The 18,474-nt window shown below is 30.4% G+C and carries 9 protein-coding genes; 5 read left to right on the forward strand and 4 right to left on the reverse strand.

All coding sequences use genetic code 11. The features are described 5' to 3' along the window. Nucleotides 1-3: 3 nt before the first annotated feature. The 4 genes from BFJ87_RS14800 to galE form a co-directional block, all read right to left on the reverse strand. On the reverse strand, nucleotides 4-3,036 hold the full coding sequence (locus BFJ87_RS14800; RefSeq protein WP_077406334.1) for a SusC/RagA family TonB-linked outer membrane protein: 3,033 nt from the start codon (nucleotides 3,034-3,036) through the stop codon (nucleotides 4-6). Nucleotides 3,037-3,697: 661 nt separating this feature from the next. Then, a complete protein-coding gene (locus BFJ87_RS14805) occupies nucleotides 3,698-7,831 on the reverse strand; it encodes a hybrid sensor histidine kinase/response regulator transcription factor (protein ID WP_077406337.1) in 4,134 nt (1,377 codons plus the stop codon). A gap of 157 nt (nucleotides 7,832-7,988) precedes the next feature. Continuing rightward, nucleotides 7,989-8,975 (reverse strand): LacI family DNA-binding transcriptional regulator, encoded by a 987-nt coding sequence (locus tag BFJ87_RS14810; RefSeq protein WP_077406340.1) that lies wholly within the window; start codon nucleotides 8,973-8,975, stop codon nucleotides 7,989-7,991. Continuing rightward, nucleotides 8,975-10,006, reverse strand: a complete 1,032-nt coding sequence (gene galE / locus BFJ87_RS14815) for a UDP-glucose 4-epimerase GalE (protein WP_077406343.1) — start codon at nucleotides 10,004-10,006, stop codon at nucleotides 8,975-8,977. The genes BFJ87_RS14810 and galE overlap by 1 nt, the downstream gene beginning before the upstream one ends. A 117-nt stretch (nucleotides 10,007-10,123) precedes the next feature. Between galE and BFJ87_RS14820 the strand changes: the two genes are divergently transcribed. From BFJ87_RS14820 to BFJ87_RS14840, 5 genes are read left to right on the forward strand one after another with little or no spacing between them, the layout of a single operon-like run. Next, nucleotides 10,124-11,122 carry a winged helix-turn-helix domain-containing protein gene (locus tag BFJ87_RS14820; RefSeq protein ID WP_077406523.1) on the forward strand — a complete coding sequence of 333 codons (999 nt, stop codon included), beginning with the start codon at nucleotides 10,124-10,126 and terminating at the stop codon, nucleotides 11,120-11,122. 1 nt (nucleotide 11,123) lies between these two features. Then, on the forward strand, nucleotides 11,124-12,272 hold the full coding sequence (gene galK / locus BFJ87_RS14825; protein ID WP_077406346.1) for a galactokinase: 1,149 nt from the start codon (nucleotides 11,124-11,126) through the stop codon (nucleotides 12,270-12,272). 23 nt (nucleotides 12,273-12,295) lie between these two features. Next, the gene (locus BFJ87_RS14830) at nucleotides 12,296-13,315 is read left to right on the forward strand and encodes a UDP-glucose--hexose-1-phosphate uridylyltransferase (protein ID WP_077406348.1); all 1,020 of its coding nucleotides are present in this window, start codon (nucleotides 12,296-12,298) and stop codon (nucleotides 13,313-13,315) included. Nucleotides 13,316-13,359: 44 nt separating this feature from the next. Next, entirely contained in the window at nucleotides 13,360-14,121 is a 762-nt protein-coding gene (locus tag BFJ87_RS14835; protein ID WP_077406351.1) for a hydroxypyruvate isomerase family protein, read from the forward strand. A gap of 56 nt (nucleotides 14,122-14,177) precedes the next feature. Continuing rightward, the gene (locus BFJ87_RS14840; RefSeq protein WP_077406354.1) at nucleotides 14,178-18,314 is read left to right on the forward strand and encodes a hybrid sensor histidine kinase/response regulator transcription factor; all 4,137 of its coding nucleotides are present in this window, start codon (nucleotides 14,178-14,180) and stop codon (nucleotides 18,312-18,314) included. Nucleotides 18,315-18,474 lie beyond the last annotated feature (160 nt).

The raw sequence follows: 18,474 nt of genomic DNA on the forward strand, positions 1-18,474 counted from the left end.
TTATTAAAAGTCTAATGATAAACCAAATACTGTTTTAGCAGCTGTTGGATAAAAACCTCTATCTACACCAATAGAATTAAAGCTAAAGTTACCTATTTCAGGATCTAAGCCTTTGTAATCTGTAAATGTAAAGTAGTCATCTAAAGATACATAAAGTCTTAAATTGTTTATTTTTAGTCTTTCTGCAATCTTCTTTGGTAATGTATAACCAAATTGTATTTGTTTAATTCTCATGTAAGAGCCATCTTCTACCATTAAATCTGTGTCATAAGAATCTATGACATTAGCAGCACCAGGAAAAGTAGCTACATCACCAGGTTGTGTCCATCTTTCATTATAAAAGTGTACAGGTTTGTTGGTGATAGGTCTAGATGGTTGGTGGTAGGTAGCAAAAATATCATTACCAATGGTACCTTGAAACTGTAAGTTAAAATCAAAAGCTTTGTAGCCTAATGCAATATTACCACCAAACAATACATCTGGGTGAGGAGAACCTACCTTTACTTTATCTGCATTGTTTACAATAGTATCTCCGTTGGTATCTACTTTAATAACTTCTCCTGTTGCAGGGTCTATACCATCTGTTTTATAACCATAGAAATACCAAGATGGCTGACCTTCTGTAAAACGAGTAACACCATCTGGATTTTGTTGTGCCCCAGCACCAATAATAGAAGCACCTTCAGGAACAAATAATATTTCTGTTACTTCATTTTTTAAGGTAGATAAGTTAGCGTTTATATCATATCTAAATCCGCCGCTAGTTGTATCTCCATAGCCAAGTTCAAACTCCCAACCTTTATTTTCTATAGTACCAGCATTAAATTCATTAGATTGAAAACCAGCAGAACCAGGTGTAATTAAACCACCGTTGTTTACTATGGCATCTTTTGTAGTTTTTTTATAGTAATCTACAGAAAAATTTAACCTGTTTTCAAAAGCTCTAAAGTCTGCACCAAAATCTAATTGCTCAGAAGTTTCCCAAACTAAGTTAGGGTTAGAGTATCCAGAAATTTGAGCGCCTGTTTGTCCTTCGTAATTAATATCTACACCATTAATAGCTCTAATAACATAGGTTTTGTCTGCATTACCTATTAAGTTGCTTCTACTACCATTTTGTCCCCAACTAGCTCTTAATTTAGCATAGTTTAGTTTAGAGTCTTCTTTCCAGAAATCTTCTTTAGATAGTACCCAACCAGCAGAAAAAGCAGGGAATGTACCAGCCTTGTTTGCTTCCGGGAACTTATCAGACTTATCTCTTCTTATTGATGTTTCAAATAAATACTTACCAGCAAAATCATAAGATAATCTACCATACATAGACACCATATTATCTGGTGAAGGTAAAATATCTTTAACCTCTACTGTATACCCAGGTAAATCCAAATCAAAACCAGTAAATTGGTCTATGTCTACAGATCCGTTTCTAGATAAAACAGTCTCAAATCTAGTTTGCTCTGCAGAGTACCCTGCTAATACAGTAAAATTATGATCGTTTAATGACTTTGTATAAGATGCAAAGTTTTCCCATAACCACTTTTTAGTTTCATACTTAGTTTGTGATGTAGTGTACTTTGTGTTTGCAGCTTCAGAAGAAACATAGTAAGGAATTACATTGTTTCTAACTTCAGTTTTTCCGTTTTCATATCCAAATCTAGATGTAAAAGAAAAACCTTCAAATAAATTAAATTTTAAATATGCAGATCCTAAAAACTGATCTGTATCTGTAATTGTTTTATTAATGTCATTAGCAAAGGCTACAGGGTTAATAACCTCACCAGTAGAATAACTTGGGTAACCATATACTCTGCCATTACTAGATGTTAATACAGGAACACCGTTATCTGCAGACCTATCTAAAACAGATTGTGGTACTTGGCCATCTGCATAATAAACAGGAGTTAATGGATCTATAATTAACATATTTTGTATTACACCTCTGGTATCACTATTTTCTTGAATACCGTTTTTATCTGTAATAGAATAAGTAGCGTTAACACCAGCTTCTAACCATTTAGTTATGTCTGCCTTTATGTTAGCTCTAAAAGTAGAGCGCTCAAAAGAAGAATTTCCTTTACCAACAATACCGTCTTGGTTTAGGTTAGATGCAGACATATAGTATGATAATTTTTCTGTTGCACCAGAAAGGTTGATATCATTTCTAAACATTAACGCATTATCAAATGTTTCGTCTATCCAATTAGTATCATAACCATTTAAAGCAACATTGGCTTGTCCGGCTTCATTCATATACTGTACAAACTGTTCAGCATTCATTAATTCCATATCTGTTTTTACAGACTGTATTGCAAGTTGCGAGTTAAAACCAACTTTTAAGCCACCTTGTTTACCTCTTTTTGTTGTAATGATTACAACACCGTTTGCACCTTCTGTACCATAAATAGCTGCAGAAGCGGCATCTTTTAAAATTTCTAAATTAGCAATATCACCAGGAGCAATATCTACAATTGAAGAAGTTTTCATACCATCTACAATATATAAAGGATCTGAATTACCACTAGAGCCAGCACCTCTAATTCTAATTTTTGCTCCAGAACCTGGTGCACCAGAAGAGGAAGAAACAGTTACACCAGAAGTTCTACCTTGTAAAACTTGCTCTACCCTTTGGCCAGATGTGCTTTTTATATCTTCACTATCTATACTAGAAATGGCACCTGTTACCAAGCTCTTTTTCTTAGTTCCGTAACCTACAATTACAACCTCGTCTAAGGCTTGTGCATCTTCTTGCATAGTTACATTTATGGTAGTTTTGCTGCCAACAGTTATAGTTTGTGGTACCATACCAATGTAAGTAAAGTCTAATTTGTCTGTAGATTTAACGTTGTCAATGGTGTAATTCCCATCAAAATCTGTACTGGTCCCATTTGTGGTTCCAGATACAATAACGGTAACACCACCTAATGGTATACCGGCTTGGTCTGTAACAAGACCGCTAACAGTCTTTGTTTGCGCAAATGCTGTTTGTGTAATAATAATTACAAGTGTAGCAATCACGTGTTTTAACCTTATTATCATATTAAAAAGTTTAAGTTAGTAAAATAGTTTTGTGTTAGTTTATTGTGTTAGTATTGTGTTGTTAGTTTTTCATAAATTTTCCTTTCTTTTTTATGTGTTGTTAGTAATTAGTTGCGAGTGTTTTTTTGTTTAAATATATAGTTGTTATTTAAAAAGCTAGAATATGTATATTATAATAAATATGAGCAGTGCAATTATTGCAGCTATTAAGCCTATTTCTACTAGGCGTCTCATTTTAGAGTAGTTAATTTTCATACAACCAAATATACCTACAGTTCTAAATTAGTTGTTAAAACATTTAAAGCGTTCACTACAAAATATGTAGCAAACACTTGTAAACACAGTTATTTGCAACATTTGTTGCATATGGTACAACATACGTTTTATTTCCAGTGGTATTGTTGTAGTATTGTAGTATTTTAAAATGTTAAAGTTTTGCGTAAACCCTATTCTAGTTTGCTATTTTTTGCTTTATATGTTATAGTTAAAAGACTATAAGTTGGTGTTTTTAACTTATAATTTGTAATCTTTATAGCAAACTATGGTTACTTTTTTATGATAAAATTAATAACTATTTGTGCTAGTTATTAATTTAAGGTGGTGATTTCTTTTGTTAAAAAGAGTGCCTTTTGTAGCTTAGTTTAATACATTATTTATACTATTATGCATTAGTAGGTTTAACATCTGTAGGCAGCATATCAAAATAGTTTTTAAAGCATTTTGTAAAGTATGAAGGTGATGAAAAACCAACCTTAAATGATACGTCACTAATGTTTGTATTGCCCATCTCAATAATTTGCTTTGCTTTTTGTAATCTTATATTACGTAAAAACTCGCTAGCTGTTTGGTTGGTTAATGCTTTTATTTTACGGTAAAACTGACTTCTACTTAAATTTAATTCAGATGCTAGAGACTCTACATTTAATTCTGGGTCATCTATATTTTTATTAATATAAACCAATACCTTTTGTATAAATTCTTTATCTAATGATGTAGTGTTTATGTTTTTAGGTACATCATTTATTAAGCTAAAATATTTATTAAATATAAGTTGCCTACTGGTTATTAGTTGTGATACTCTTAGTTTTAAAAGTCGCATATCAAAAGGTTTTACCATATAGGCATCTGCACCAGTTTCTATGCCCTCTATACGGTCATCAATCCTTGCTTTTGCTGTTAACATTAGTAAAGGAATATGGCTAGTTCTAAGGTCGTTTTTAATACTTTTGCAAAATTTATAGCCATTCATTTCTGGCATAATAACGTCTGTAATAATAACATCTGGTAAAGATTCTTTAGCAATTTTTAGTCCCTCGGTACCATTAACAGCGGTTAGTACTTTGTATATGTGTTTAAATTCATTTTTAATGTAGTTTCTTAACTCGGTATTATCTTCTACTACTAAAAGCGTGTGTAGGTTTGTACTATTATCTACATTTTCTGGAGGTAAATTAGTGTCACTAGTATTTTTAACTTTGTTATTGGTAATTGTTGTGCTTGCTATATCTGGTACAATTTCATCTTTAGAAAAGTGTGCATTGCCAGCGGGTAGTATTATTTTAAATTTTGTGCCTTTACCTACAGTACTATTTACTTCTACTTTACCTTTATGTAGTTGTACAAAACTTTTTACCACTTCTAGGCCTATGCCAGTACCGTCATAATACGTTTTATTTAAATTGTCTACTTGATAAAAACGCTCAAAAATACGCTTTACTTGTTCCTTTTTTAATCCAGGACCAGTGTCTGATACTGTTATTTTTATTGCCTTTACAGGTGATATTGGGTTTACTAATGGTAGTATTGTTAGCTTATTTTTTGGCTCTAATTTTATTTTAATTGCACCACCATTTGGCGTAACCTTCATAGCATTAGAAAGAATGTTAAAAATAATTTTTTCTAACTTATTTTCATCTGCCCAAATAGGTAAATCTTCTATAACAGAACTTACCCATAGATTAATGTTTTTAGAGTTAGCCTCATCTGTAAAATGACTAACTATTTCTTTTGTAAAAGCAACTAAGTTTAATTCTCTAACTTTAATATTTACTTTATTCAATTCTAGCTTTCTAAAATCTAAAAGTTCATTAATTAAACGGTAAAGTCTATCTGTATTTTTATGTATTATATTAAGTTTATCTTTTGTACTTGAAGGTAAATTAAGGCTTGTGTCATTTAAAATATCTTTTAGTGGGTTCAAAATTAGCGTTAACGGAGTTCTAAACTCGTGTGATATGTTGGTAAAAAACTGAAATTTTTTCTCGTCTAAATCTTTTTCTTGTAAACGTTTATCTCTTTCGTTATTAATTATTTGCTTTTCTTTAATTCTACTTTGGGTCATTTTATTAAGTATGTAAACCCCTAATAAAAATAATAATATGTAAGCCGTAAGTGCCCAGACGCTTTTCCACCAGGGTGGTAAAATTGTAATTTTTAATTCAAGTGCATTTTCATTCCACACACCATCATTGTTAGATGCCTTTACTTTAAAAGTATAATTTCCTGGATCTAAATTGGTGTAGGTAGCATTTCTGGTGGTACCTACGTAATTCCAGTTTTTTTCGTATCCCTCTAAGTAATACGCATATTCATTTTTTTCTGGCCTTGTATAATTTATGCCAGAATACTCTATAGTAAATACAGATTGTTTATTGGTAAGGCTAATACTATCTGTTTCTGAAATTACTTTTTTTAATGGAGAGTTTAACTGAGTAGGAGTAACTTTTTTATTAAATAGCTTAAAATCTGTTAAATATATAGATGTTAAGTTTTTGTTTGTTTGTATTTTGTTGGGGTCAAAATAATCTACTCCTTTATAGTTACCAAAATATAATTGCCCTTTACTATCTTTAAAAGTAGCATTAATATTAAAATCGTTAGAGAGTAAACCATCATTACTAGTGTAATTAATAATTTTATTGTTATTAATATTTATTTTAGATATGCCAGAATTACCGGTAACCCATATATTACCATCTAAACACTCTATAATACCACAAACATTTTCTTCTGTTAAGCCATTAAACTTATTGTACCAACTAAAAGTGTCTAATTTTGGGTTGTGTTTGCACAAGCCAGCTCCTTTTGTACCTATCCAAATATTTCCTAAACTATCTTCATGAAGAGTTAAAATATGATTTGCACTAGCTTGGTTTTTATATTCGTTAGACATACGGCTAGACATTGGAGTAACTATAAAATTGCCGTTGGTCATTTTTTTTATCCGAAATAATCCTAAGGTAGTCCCTAGCCAAATGTTATTTTGTTTGTCTACTAAAACTTTCCATATATCACTATTGGTTATTCCGTTTTTAATAAATACCTCTGTATTGAGTTGTGATAGTTTTTCGGTTTTAGGATTGTAAGAGTGTAAACCGCCATAAAAAGTACCAATCCAAATTGTGCCTTCAGAGTCCTCATCTATACTTAAAACGGTGTTAGATTCTAATTTGCCACCGGTATTATTAATATTAAAATTAATAAATTTTTTAGCCCCTTTTTTTAGCATATAAATACCATTATCCCAGCTTGCTGCCCAAATGTTTTCTTTGCTGTCTATAAATAGAGCTTCTATATAATCACTAGTTAAACCACTATAAACACTATTATCTTTTTTGTTTATATGAGTAAAGTTATTGGTTGTAGGGTTGTAAATGTCTATACCGCCGCCATCCATACTAATCCAAAGTTTGCCACTTTTGTCTTGTGCAATACCAGTAACAGATCCTAATTGTAATGAGTTAGGTGTGTTGTTAAGACTTTCTATGTTTTTAAATTTATCATACAACTTGTCGTAAACCGCAACTCCAGAGTTGTAATACCCCATCCATATACGATCATTACTGTCTAAAAATAAGGACCAAATAGAGTTGTATAAAATACTTTTTTCATCAGTTTTACTAGATAGATAGTTTTTAATAACGCTGCCGTTGGTGTTAATATGAAAGAGTCCGTTGTTCTCAGTACCCAACATTATAGTATTGTCTGGTAACTGAATCATAGAAAAAATTTTGGTATCAGAAATAGGGTAATTGCGGGTGTTTAATAAATGATCTATTTTATATAAACCATTATCTATAGTGCCCACCCAAATATTGTTGTTTTTATCTACCAACAAGGATTGTATGCCTTCTTTAATAGCAGACGAGTTGTCCTCTGTATTTAGTAAAGACTGTTTAAGTTTATTTGTATTGGCATCATACTCTTGTAAACCAATGCTGGTACCAGCATATATTTTGTTGTTTTTATCAATTTTTAGAGCATAAACATTTACAGGTAAATACTTGTATTGGTTTTCTATTTTTTCTGCTTTTAATGTTTTTAGGTTTAGTTTAAATAATCCTAAATCTACAGTTCCTATAAAAAGGTTACCGTTATTGTCTCCTTCTATACTGCGTATAGGAATATTTATTTTGTTTTCTTTTTCTTCAGTAGTTAGGTATATTTTTTTAAACTGATCATTATCTCTGTCATATAAATTTAAACCTTCCTCGGTACCAAACCATAATCGGTTTGTTTTATCTATGTATGACGAGTATACTAGGCTACTACTTAGTGAGGTTGTATCGTTTAAAATATGCTTGTAATAGGTGTAGTCTATACCATCATAACGGTAAAGACCAACACCGTTTGTACCCATCCAAATAAAGCCGTAATGATCTTGTACAATGGTAGATACACCAACTTTAGAAATACCTTCTTTAATACTAACAAAGTTATACTCTTTAGGTAAGTCTTGTGAATAAGTGGTTGTACAGAAAATTAATAAAAAGAAAAGGGGAATTATTTTCCTCATAAATGTTTGCACAATTTTTTAATAGTACAATTTATAAATTAAAATTTAGTTAATAAAGGATTTAAGCTAATAGCTTAAATTAATATAAATTGGTGATATTTTTAACTAGAATAGTTTATAATTTATAAGATAGAAAATAAAATTAACAACCATTTTGTTAAACAAATTCTGTTGTTATTGTTCTTGTATAAAATTCTTTATTATTTTTTGTTTTTATGCGCTCTAAAACCAATTTGGCGGCCTCTTTCCCCATTTTTTCTGCATTCTGATTTATAATTTTTAAAGCAGTATTCCATCCTGTTTTAGAATTATTGCAAAAACCAGTATATGCAATTTTATTAGTATGTAAGGTGTTACCAATTGTCATAGCCTGTACTAAAGCTAAATCATTAGCACCGTAAATACCATCAGCTTTATTTTGCTGTAATGCAAGTTTTATTTTAGTGGCTAATTCATCTATATTGGCAGCAGCAATAATACTTTTTTCTGTAGGTATGTTGTGTTTTTTTAAAGCATCTATAAAACCGCTTGCTCTTAATTTGCCATGCTCTAACTGGTTTATTAAAGTAACCATTATTGGTTTTTTACACTTTTTATTATTAATTAAATGTTCGGTTGCTTTAAAGGATGCTTTGTAGTCGTCAATAACTACACTATCACATTTTTTTAAATTGCTAATCCTGTCAAACAAAACCAGTGGTGTGCCTTCTGTAATAAGAGTGTTAATATGTTGGTAATTGTTGGTAATTGCAGTTTCTTTAGATACGCAAATAATTACGCCGTCTACATAACCACTGCCTAAAAAACTTAAATAATGAGATTCCTTTTCTGCAGACTCATTGCTAATGCTTGTAAACAGTTTATAATCGTTTTCATCTAAATATTTTTCTATACCAACCAAAACTTTTGCATAAAACGGGTTTAATACACTTGGTATAATTAAACCAATATTTTTAGTATATCCTCTTCTTAAACTGGCGGCAAAACTATTAGGCCTGTAATTACATTTACGAGCAAATTCTTGTACCTTTTGTTTGGTGCTAATACTTATTTCAGGACTATCAGATAACGACTTAGAAATGGTAGAAATAGATAAGTCTAAGGCTTTAGATATTTGTGATAATGTTGGTCTGGTGTGTATCATTATGCTTGTTCTTTTCTAACGTTTTGTTCCCATTTCCATGAAGAGCTAATCATTTCACTAAGTTCTCTAGTAGGCGTCCATTCTAATTTTTTAGCAGCAAGTTTTGTTGCGGCATATAGTTTAGGTACATCACCATCTCTACGGCTAGTAATTTCATAATTAAGTTTAGAGTTGGTGACCTTTTCAAAAGTGTTAATAATATCTAATACAGAGTATCCTACACCAGTACCTAAATTAAAACACTCAAACTGTTTTTCTTGTTTATTTTTTACAAGTCTTTTAACTGCTAATACATGAGCTATTGCCAAATCTACTACATGTATATAATCTCTAATTGGTGTGCCATCTTTAGTAGGGTAGTCGTTACCATAAACCATTAGTTTTTCTCTAATGCCAGCAGCCGTTTGTGTAACGTAAGGCATTAAGTTATTGGGTACACCTGTTGGTAATTCTCCTATTAAGCCAGACTCGTGTGCGCCTATTGGGTTAAAATATCGTAATGATATTGCGGTAAATTTGGTGTTAGCTTTGGTTAGGTCATCTAATATTTCTTCGGCCACCTTTTTGGTGTTACCGTATGGGGAAAAAGGGCGTTTGGTTTTATTTTTTTCTGTAATAGGTAATGTTTTGGGTAAACCGTATACTGTTGCAGAGGAAGAAAATATAAAATTATTAATATTGTTTTTGGTTTGTGCGTTTAATGTGTTTATAAGCGAATAAAAATTATTTTTATAATACTTTAATGGCTCTTGTACAGATTCTCCAACTGCTTTGTGTGCCGCAAAATGTATAACAGCAAATGCATCATTATGTATCGTAAATGCTTTTTCTGTGTCTAACTCATCTTTTAAATCTACATTTACAAAAGTTGGTGTTTTGCCGGTAATTTGTGAAATTCTATCAATTGTTTTTACGCTAGAATTAGATAAGTCGTCTAAAATTACAACTTCAAAATTACTTTCTAGCAGCTCTATAACCGTGTGTGATCCTATATAACCACAGCCTCCAGTTACTATTATCTTATGTTTCATTATCTATAAAATTTAGTTGTATCTAATTTGAAGTAGCTATATTATGAATTTTTTTTGAAAAAACCACACTAGTACCTACTAGTTTGTTTTATGTTGTTTTTATTTTATATTTGTCCTATGAGTATAGTTTCTGTAAAGGGCAATTCTGGAACCCCAAAGTACAAGCAAATAGTGTCTTCTATAGAAGAAGCAGTGTTAAGTGGCGCGTTAAAAAAGGGAGATAAATTACCATCTATAAATAGTATTAGAGATAAACATAAACTCTCTAGAGATACAGTTTTAATGGCTTTTAATGAGTTAAAAACACGTGGCATAGTACAGTCTGTAGCAGGTAAAGGATATTACCTAAATACAGAAGATGTCAATGTAGTGCAAAAAGTGTTTTTGTTATTTGATGAGCTTAATTCTTTTAAGGAAGATTTGTACAATTCTTTTTTAGAGACTTTAGGAGATAATGTACAGGTAGACATCTTTTTTCATCACTTTAATTCTGATATTTTTAGCAAGCTTATATATGATAATATAGGAGCGTACTCTTACTACGTTATTATGCCTGCAAACCTTAAAAACATAGGCCACATTGTAGAAAAATTGCCAAGAGACAAAGTTTACATATTAGACCAAACCAATGCAGAATTGCAAGCGTACCCATCCATTTACCAAAACTTTAAAAAAAATGTTTTAAATGGTTTGTTAGAAAGTGTTTCCTTAATAACTAAGTATCAAAAAATGATATTACTGTTTTCTCATGACAAACAACCACAAGGCATATTAGATGGTTTTAATGCATTTTGTGATACCAAAACAATAGATTGCGAGCAAATTAGTACACTACAAAATAGAGAGCCTATTAAGGGAGAACTATACTTTATTTTGGATGATAGAGCTCTAATTCTGTTATTAAAAAAAATACAAGAACAACAACTTGTTTTGGGTATGGACATAGGAATTATTTGTTACAATGATAGTTTGCTTAAAGAAGTTGTAGAAGGTGGTATTACAACAATATCTACAAATTTTAATACAATGGGAGAACGCTTGGCACAAATGATTTTATCTAATGAAGATAAACAAATAGAAAATCCAAATAGTTTAATTGTTAGAAACTCACTGTAACATGAATAAAAAGTTGATAAAAGAGGTAAAAACTAGTTTTAAACAAACATTTAAAACTAAGCCACTTATGGTTTTTTCTCCAGGTAGAATTAATTTAATTGGTGAGCATACAGATTATAATGATGGTTTTGTTTTTCCGGCAGCAATTAACAAAGGCATTGCCTTAGCTATACAAAAAACAAAAAAAGAAGTATCTACAGTTTATGCTTTGAATAAAGACGAAACATACCAATTTGGATTGCAAAATGTTGCGCCTTTGCAAAACGGAGGTTGGCGTAATTATATTTTGGGTGTAGTTTCAGAAATACAAAAAAGAGGCATAGAATTACAAAATTTTAATATTGTTTTTGCAGGTAATATTCCTGGTGGTGCTGGTTTGTCTTCGTCTGCAGCTTTAGAAAACAGCGTTGTTTATGGTTTAAATAAACTATTTAAACTAGGAATTTCTAAGGAGGAAATGATATTAATTTCACAGCAAGCAGAGCACAATTATGCAGGTGTTAAATGCGGAATAATGGACCAATACGCTAGTATGTTTGGGGTAAAAAATAGTGCTCTTTTGTTAGACTGTAGAACTGTAAAATCTAAATTATTTAAACTTAATTTTAAAGACTATAAGTTGCTTTTAATTAATACAAACGTAAAACATGACTTGTCTGAAAGTGCTTATAATGACAGAAGAGAGGTTTGCGAAAAAGTATCTAAAAAGTTAAATATAAAAGCTTTAAGAGACGCTACAATACAAGATTTAAATACGATAAAAGCAGATATTACAGAAGAAGATTACCAAAAGGCATTATACATTATAGAAGAAAACCAGCGTGTAACTTCTTTTTCTAAAGCTATTAAGGCAGATGATATACAAGAGTTAGGAGCTTTATTATACCAATCTCATAATGGGTTAAGCACACAGTTTAAAGTTAGTTGTAAGGAGTTAGATTTTTTGGTTGATAAAACTAAAAACAATCCCAATATTTTAGGTTCCAGGATGATGGGTGGTGGCTTTGGTGGCTGTACAATTAATTTAATTTTAAAATCTGAAGTAAAGTCTTTTAAAAAAGAAATTGCTAAAGCGTTTAAAAAAGAATTTGGTAACAAGTGCTCTATTTACAACGTAAAACTATCTAACGGCACACAAAAAATAAAATGACACAATCACAATTCTACTATATAATGAATACAGATTTACAAGATTTTTCGCATAAACGTTTTAATATATTAACAGGAGAATGGGTTTTGGTTTCTCCACACAGGGCAAAAAGGCCTTGGCAAGGACAAAACGAGGCGGTATCTAATGAGGTAAGGCCTGCTTATGACCCTAGTTGCTATTTATGTGCTGGTAATACTAGAATTAATGGTGAGGTAAACCCAGACTATAAAGATGTTTTTGTGTTTACTAATGATTTTGCAGCACTACAAACAGATTCTAAAACATTTTCTGTAAATGACGGTTTGTTTAGGGCAGAAAGCGAGCAAGGTATTTGTAAAGTAATTTGCTTTAGTCCAGACCACTCTAAAAGTTTGGCAGATATGGCTGTTGAGGATATTAGTAAAGTAGTAACAACTTGGCAAAAAGAGTATGTAGAGCTTGGTAGTAATGACACTATTAATTATGTTCAAATTTTTGAAAACAAAGGAGCTGTTATGGGTTGTAGTAATCCACACCCACACGGACAAATATGGTCGCAATCTACTTTACCTAATGAGATTATAAAAAAAGAAAAGGAACAAAAAGAATACTACACTAAAAATAAAAGCAGTCTTTTAGGAGATTATTTACAGCAAGAAATAAAAGCTAACGAGCGTATTATTTATAGTAATGATGACTTTGTTGTGCTTATTCCTTTTTGGGCGGTTTGGCCTTTTGAGACTATGATAGTTCCTAAAAAACAAACTCAGGATATAAGTAAATTATCAGCTAAAGAATCTACAGCGTTTGCAGATGCTATTTCTGCAATTACTAAAGCGTATGATAAGTTATTTAATACCTCTTTTCCTTATTCTAGTGGCATACACCAAGCGCCAACAAATGGTAAAAATAATAGTCACTGGCACTGGCATATGAGTTTTTATCCGCCTTTATTACGTAGTGCAACAGTTAAAAAATTTATGGTTGGGTATGAGATGTTTGGGTCTCCACAGAGAGACATAACAGCAGAACAGGCAGCAACAAGGTTAAGAGATTTAATTTAAAAATAAATGCACCAAAAGCTATTTAGCAAGTAAAAATAATTTAAGTGAAAAATAATATTAATCATAGTGTTTGTCAGTGGTGTTTTAATGATACTTCTTTAGAAGATTTTTTAATTACCATTAAAGAGTTAGGGGTAAACGCCATAGATTTAATTGGTCCCAAAGATTGGCCTTTACTTGCTAAACACGGCATACATTGTGCAATGTGTAATGGTGCAGAAATTAGTTTGGAGCAAGGATGGAATAATCCAGAGTATCACAATCAGCTAATTAAAAATTATACAGAGTTAATACCTAAAGTGGCAGAAGCTGGCTATACCAATTTAATTTGTTTTAGTGGTAATTGTAATGGTATTGATGCAGAGACCGGAATGCAAAATTGTGTAGACGGTTTGTTTAAAATTATTCCCTTGGCAGAAAAACATAATGTGGTTTTACAAATGGAATTGTTTAACCAAATAGATCATCCAGATTATATGTGCGACTCTTCTAATTGGGGCGTAGCTTTGTGTAAAAAATTAAATTCACCTAATTTTAAACTCCTTTTTGATATTTATCATATGCAAATACAAGAAGGAGATATTATTAGAACAATACAAAAAAATCATCAATATTTTGGTCATTACCATACCGCTGGTGTTCCTGGGCGTAATGAAATTAATTATACCCAAGAACTTAATTATACCGCTATAATGAAAGCCATTTTAGCAACTGGTTTTACAGGGTATGTGGCACAAGAATTTATACCTTTATCTAAAAACAAAATACAATCGTTAAGAGAATCTTTCTTAATTTGTGATGTATAATTTTTATCTTGTGTGCCATCGTATTTTCAAATAAGAAATTACGCTCTATTTATTATATGATAAAAAAAACATACATACTAACAGTTTTCTTTTTTATGTTTTTTTGTGTGGTAAAAGCACAGGAAAACACCTTGCAGTATTCTCAAAAATTAACAATTACAGAAGGTGTGGCTCATAACGGTGTTACATCAATACTAGAAGATTCTAGAGGTTTTTTATGGTTTGGTACTTATGAGGGGCTTAATATGTACAACGGGTATGAGTTTAATGTATACAAAAATACCTTAGAACAAAACATTTTAACTAGTAACCGTGTTAGAAGCATTAATGAAGATACTAAAGGTAATATTTGGGTTGGTACAGACCACGGAATATCTATATACAATTATAAAAAAGAGAAATTTAATAATATATACACCAATAAGGACTTAAAAAAAGGGAACAACGGTCCTGTAATTCGTAAAATATTAATAAATAAAACGCACAAAAAGGTTTTTTGTGCAACAGAAGGTAATGGGCTATTAATTTTTAATGAAGACTACTCTTTTGTAAATCAGTTTTTTATACCGGGGACAGCTAATGATAAAAGTATTATTTTTTATGATGCTGTTGTTATAGATAAAAATAATTACTTGTTTTCTACAAGTAAAGGTATGGTGTTGTATAACATTTTAAAATCAAAATTTACAAAAGTTTTAAGTAATAATATAAGGTTTAGTAATGCGCTATTAAAATATAATAATACTTCTATTGTGGCAACTTTAAATAACGGAGTTGTTATAATAAACTTTAAAAAAGAAGAAAAAGGTTATTCATTTACAGCAAGCGATAAAAAACTTCAAAACCATCAGTTTAATAGTATTTCTAAAGACAGGTTAGGTTTAATTTGGTTAGGAACTTTAACAAATGGTATTGTTAGAATAAAAAACCCTTCAGAATTTGTAAACAATGAAAATGCCATTACTTCTACCTTTTATTTTAATAAAGGTTTAATGCGAGTAAGTGCAATAGCAGCAGCAACTAGTACTGGCTGTTGGGTAGCAACATTTAATGAAGGTATTTATAAATTTGATGTAGAGGAGAATCCTTTTAAAAGTTACAACACAGAAAAGAATGATACCTACGGAGTTTTGTCTAACAATACATCTTCTATATCTAAAGTAGATGAAAACCGCGTTTACATTACAGCAAGTAGAGGTGGTATTGGACTTTATAACACCAAAACAAACAAATTTGAGGCACTACCATTTAATTTACCTGACGATTTTAAAATAAAAGTAGCAGGTTGTTTTGTAGACTCAAGAAAAAATATCTGGCTGCAAATAAATAAAAAAGGACTTTTTTTAGTTAAAAACGGAGAAAAACAACTGAAAAAAATTAATGTAGGAGATAATACTAGTAATGATTTTATAAGGCCCAGAAGAATAGCAGAAGATAAAAATGGTAATATTTGGATTGTTTTTGTAGATAACGTTATTAAAATTAATTTAAATAAAGATGGCAACTTGGTAAAAGTAGAGTCTTTGTTTGATAATCCTTTTTTTACCAATAATAAGCCCGCTTTGTCTAGAACTGTTTACGTAGATCCATTGTATAATTATGTCTGGATAGGAACAGATTTAGACGGTTTATATAGGATTAATAACGCTAAAGGAGATTTAAAAGATGCACAAATAAAACAATATACACACAATATAAAAGACAGTTTGTCTTTATCTAGCAATTTTGTTACATCTATAATTAGGTTGCCTAATGATGAGTTTTGGATAGGTACAGAAGGTGGTGGTATTTGTAATATGGTAGATAGTAGTACTAATACGCCAAAATTTATACCCTATTCAGAAAAGCAAGGCTTATCTAACAATGTTGTAAAAAGTTTTCAGTTTGATAAAAATAATAACCTATGGATTTCTACTAACATAGGGTTAAATAAATTTAATACTGCTAATAAAGAATTTAGAAGTTTTAATAAATCTGATGGTTTACCTTTTGAAGATTTTTGGTATGCAAGTAATAAACTAGACAATGGCTATATGTTGTTTTCTGGACTAGATGGATTTTGTTATTTTAAACCAGAACAAATCTCTAATCAAGAAATTTTACCAAAGCTACAGTTTACTAATTTTAAAGTTTTTAATAAAAAAATACTTCCTGGAGATACTATTAATAACAGGGTGTTGCTAAAAAAAACAATTAATGAATTATCAGCTTTAAAATTAAAACATAATGAAAACGTATTTTCTATAGAGGCTGCTAGTTTGCATTTTTCTAACACTAAAAATCATAATATAAAATACAGACTTTTACCAATAAATAAAGAGTGGATAGATGTACCATCTCATCAAAAAACAATTTATTACAATGGTTTACAACCCGGTAAATATAAATTAGAAGTAATGGCATCTAACTCATTAAATGAGTGGACACCTACAAGAACTTTAAAAATAGAAATTTTACCTCCTTACTGGAAAACAATTTGGGCTTACCTTTTGTACGCATTAGCTGCAGTTTGTTTTATATTTTTAGTAGTGCGTATAATTTTAAAAATTCAGGCACTAAACCACAAAGTTGAGATTGAAAAAATAGAGAAGAAAAATGTAAGTGAAATTAATGAGGCTAAACTTCGTTTTTTTGCAAATATTTCTCATGAAATAAAAACACCTTTAACACTAATATCTAGGCCTTTGGAGGTCTTAACAGAGAGATTTAGGCATAATGAAGATGTAAATGAAAAATTAAGCTTAATAACACGTCAATCTAAAAAAATACAACAGTTAATAGAACAAGTATTAGATTTTAGAAGGGCAGATGCTAATTTGCTTAAAATGAATTATTCTAGATTTAGTTTTGATGCTTTTGTAAAAGATTTAATAATAGATTTTAATTTTTTAGCAGAAAACGATTCTAAAAAACTTGTTGTAGAAAAAGAAGATTGTAGAATTACTGTTGCTGCAGATAAAGATAAATTAGAAAAAATATTTAACAATCTGCTAAATAATGCATTTAAATATACTAGTTCTAATGATGTAATAACTATATCATACAAAAGTGTAGATAAAGATTTAATAGTTACAGTAAAAGATACCGGTAGAGGTATAGATAGTGTAGATTTAGAGCATATTTTTGAACGTTTTTATCAGTCTCAAAAAGAAGATAATGCGCACATAAGTGGCTCTGGTATAGGCTTGGCATTTTCTAAGCGCTTGGTAGAAATGCACTATGGTTTTATTAAGGCAGATAGTGAAGTTGGTAAGGGTACCGAAATAACCGTAAGATTGCCAATTGTAAAAAATAATTTACCTACAGATAAAGAAGTTCCAGAAGATTTAGATTTACCTAAAGAGAAAGAAGTAACTATAAACAATAAATTAATTCAGGAAAATTCACCATCTAAAATTGTTGCTACAGGAGATTTTTCTGATGCACTTATATTTTATGCCGAAGATAATTTAGAGATGAGAAATTTTGTTTCTAAATTATTATCTAAGTTTTTTAAAGTAAAAACCTTTAGAAACGGAAAAGAATGTTTAGAAGCAATGGAAGATGAGTGGCCAGACATTGTAATTAGTGATGTGCAAATGCCAGAAATGAATGGTTTAGATCTTTGTTTACGTATAAAATCTGACTTAAAAACAAGTCATATACCTGTAATATTACTAACAGCATTAAGTAATATTGAAGACCATTTACAAGGTATAAGAGATGGTGCAGATGCGTACATTAAAAAACCATTTAACGTACAGCGCTTAATAACAAATACAGAAGCATTATTAACAACACGCAAGCAATTAAGGGAACGCTACCAAATTGGTATACCGCTTACAAAGGAGAACAACAAAAACAATAGAAACGATAATGCTTTCTTAGAAAAATTATATAGTTTAATAGAAGAAAATTTAGACAATCAAGAATTTGATTTAAATAGCCTTGCTAAAGAACTGTACTTAAATAGAACGCATTTTTACCAAAAAGTAAAAGTGCTTACAAACCAAACACCTTTTGAGCTTTTAAAAATATACAGACTTAAAAAGGCAGCAGAACTACTTAGTCAAAAAGGACTTGCTGTTAACGAGGTGTATATAATGACAGGTTTTAAGAGTAGAACACATTTTACCAAAGTATTTAAAGAAAAATATAATATTTCTCCAGGGAAATATGCTGCCGAAATTAACAAAAAATATACATCAGACTAACAAGCGTTTTTAAAGAGTTTTTTACTACAAGCTACATTTTATGTATGTTAAAATACACAACATAATATAAACTAAGGTTTCTTTACACTGTGAGTTTTAGTTACGTAGTGCTCACAAAAATTAGTTTTTATTTTGAGTTAATTGTTAAGATATAAGAAGG

Origin of the sequence: Cellulophaga omnivescoria, assembly GCF_001999725.1 — a bacterium.
Taxonomy (GTDB): domain Bacteria; phylum Bacteroidota; class Bacteroidia; order Flavobacteriales; family Flavobacteriaceae; genus Cellulophaga; species Cellulophaga omnivescoria.

Excerpts from the sequence above, each read along its gene's own strand:
- BFJ87_RS14840 (WP_077406354.1), top strand. The coding sequence starts at position 14,178 with ATGATAAAAAAAACATACATACTAACAGTTTTCTTTTTTATGTTTTTT.
- BFJ87_RS14805 (WP_077406337.1), bottom strand. The coding sequence starts at position 7,831 with ATGAGGAAAATAATTCCCCTTTTCTTTTTATTAATTTTCTGTACAACC.
- galK (WP_077406346.1), top strand. The coding sequence starts at position 11,124 with ATGAATAAAAAGTTGATAAAAGAGGTAAAAACTAGTTTTAAACAAACA.
- BFJ87_RS14820 (WP_077406523.1), top strand. The coding sequence starts at position 10,124 with ATGAGTATAGTTTCTGTAAAGGGCAATTCTGGAACCCCAAAGTACAAG.
- BFJ87_RS14830 (WP_077406348.1), top strand. The coding sequence starts at position 12,296 with ATGAATACAGATTTACAAGATTTTTCGCATAAACGTTTTAATATATTA.
- galE (WP_077406343.1), bottom strand. The coding sequence starts at position 10,006 with ATGAAACATAAGATAATAGTAACTGGAGGCTGTGGTTATATAGGATCA.
- BFJ87_RS14810 (WP_077406340.1), bottom strand. The coding sequence starts at position 8,975 with ATGATACACACCAGACCAACATTATCACAAATATCTAAAGCCTTAGAC.
- BFJ87_RS14800 (WP_077406334.1), bottom strand. The coding sequence starts at position 3,036 with ATGATAATAAGGTTAAAACACGTGATTGCTACACTTGTAATTATTATT.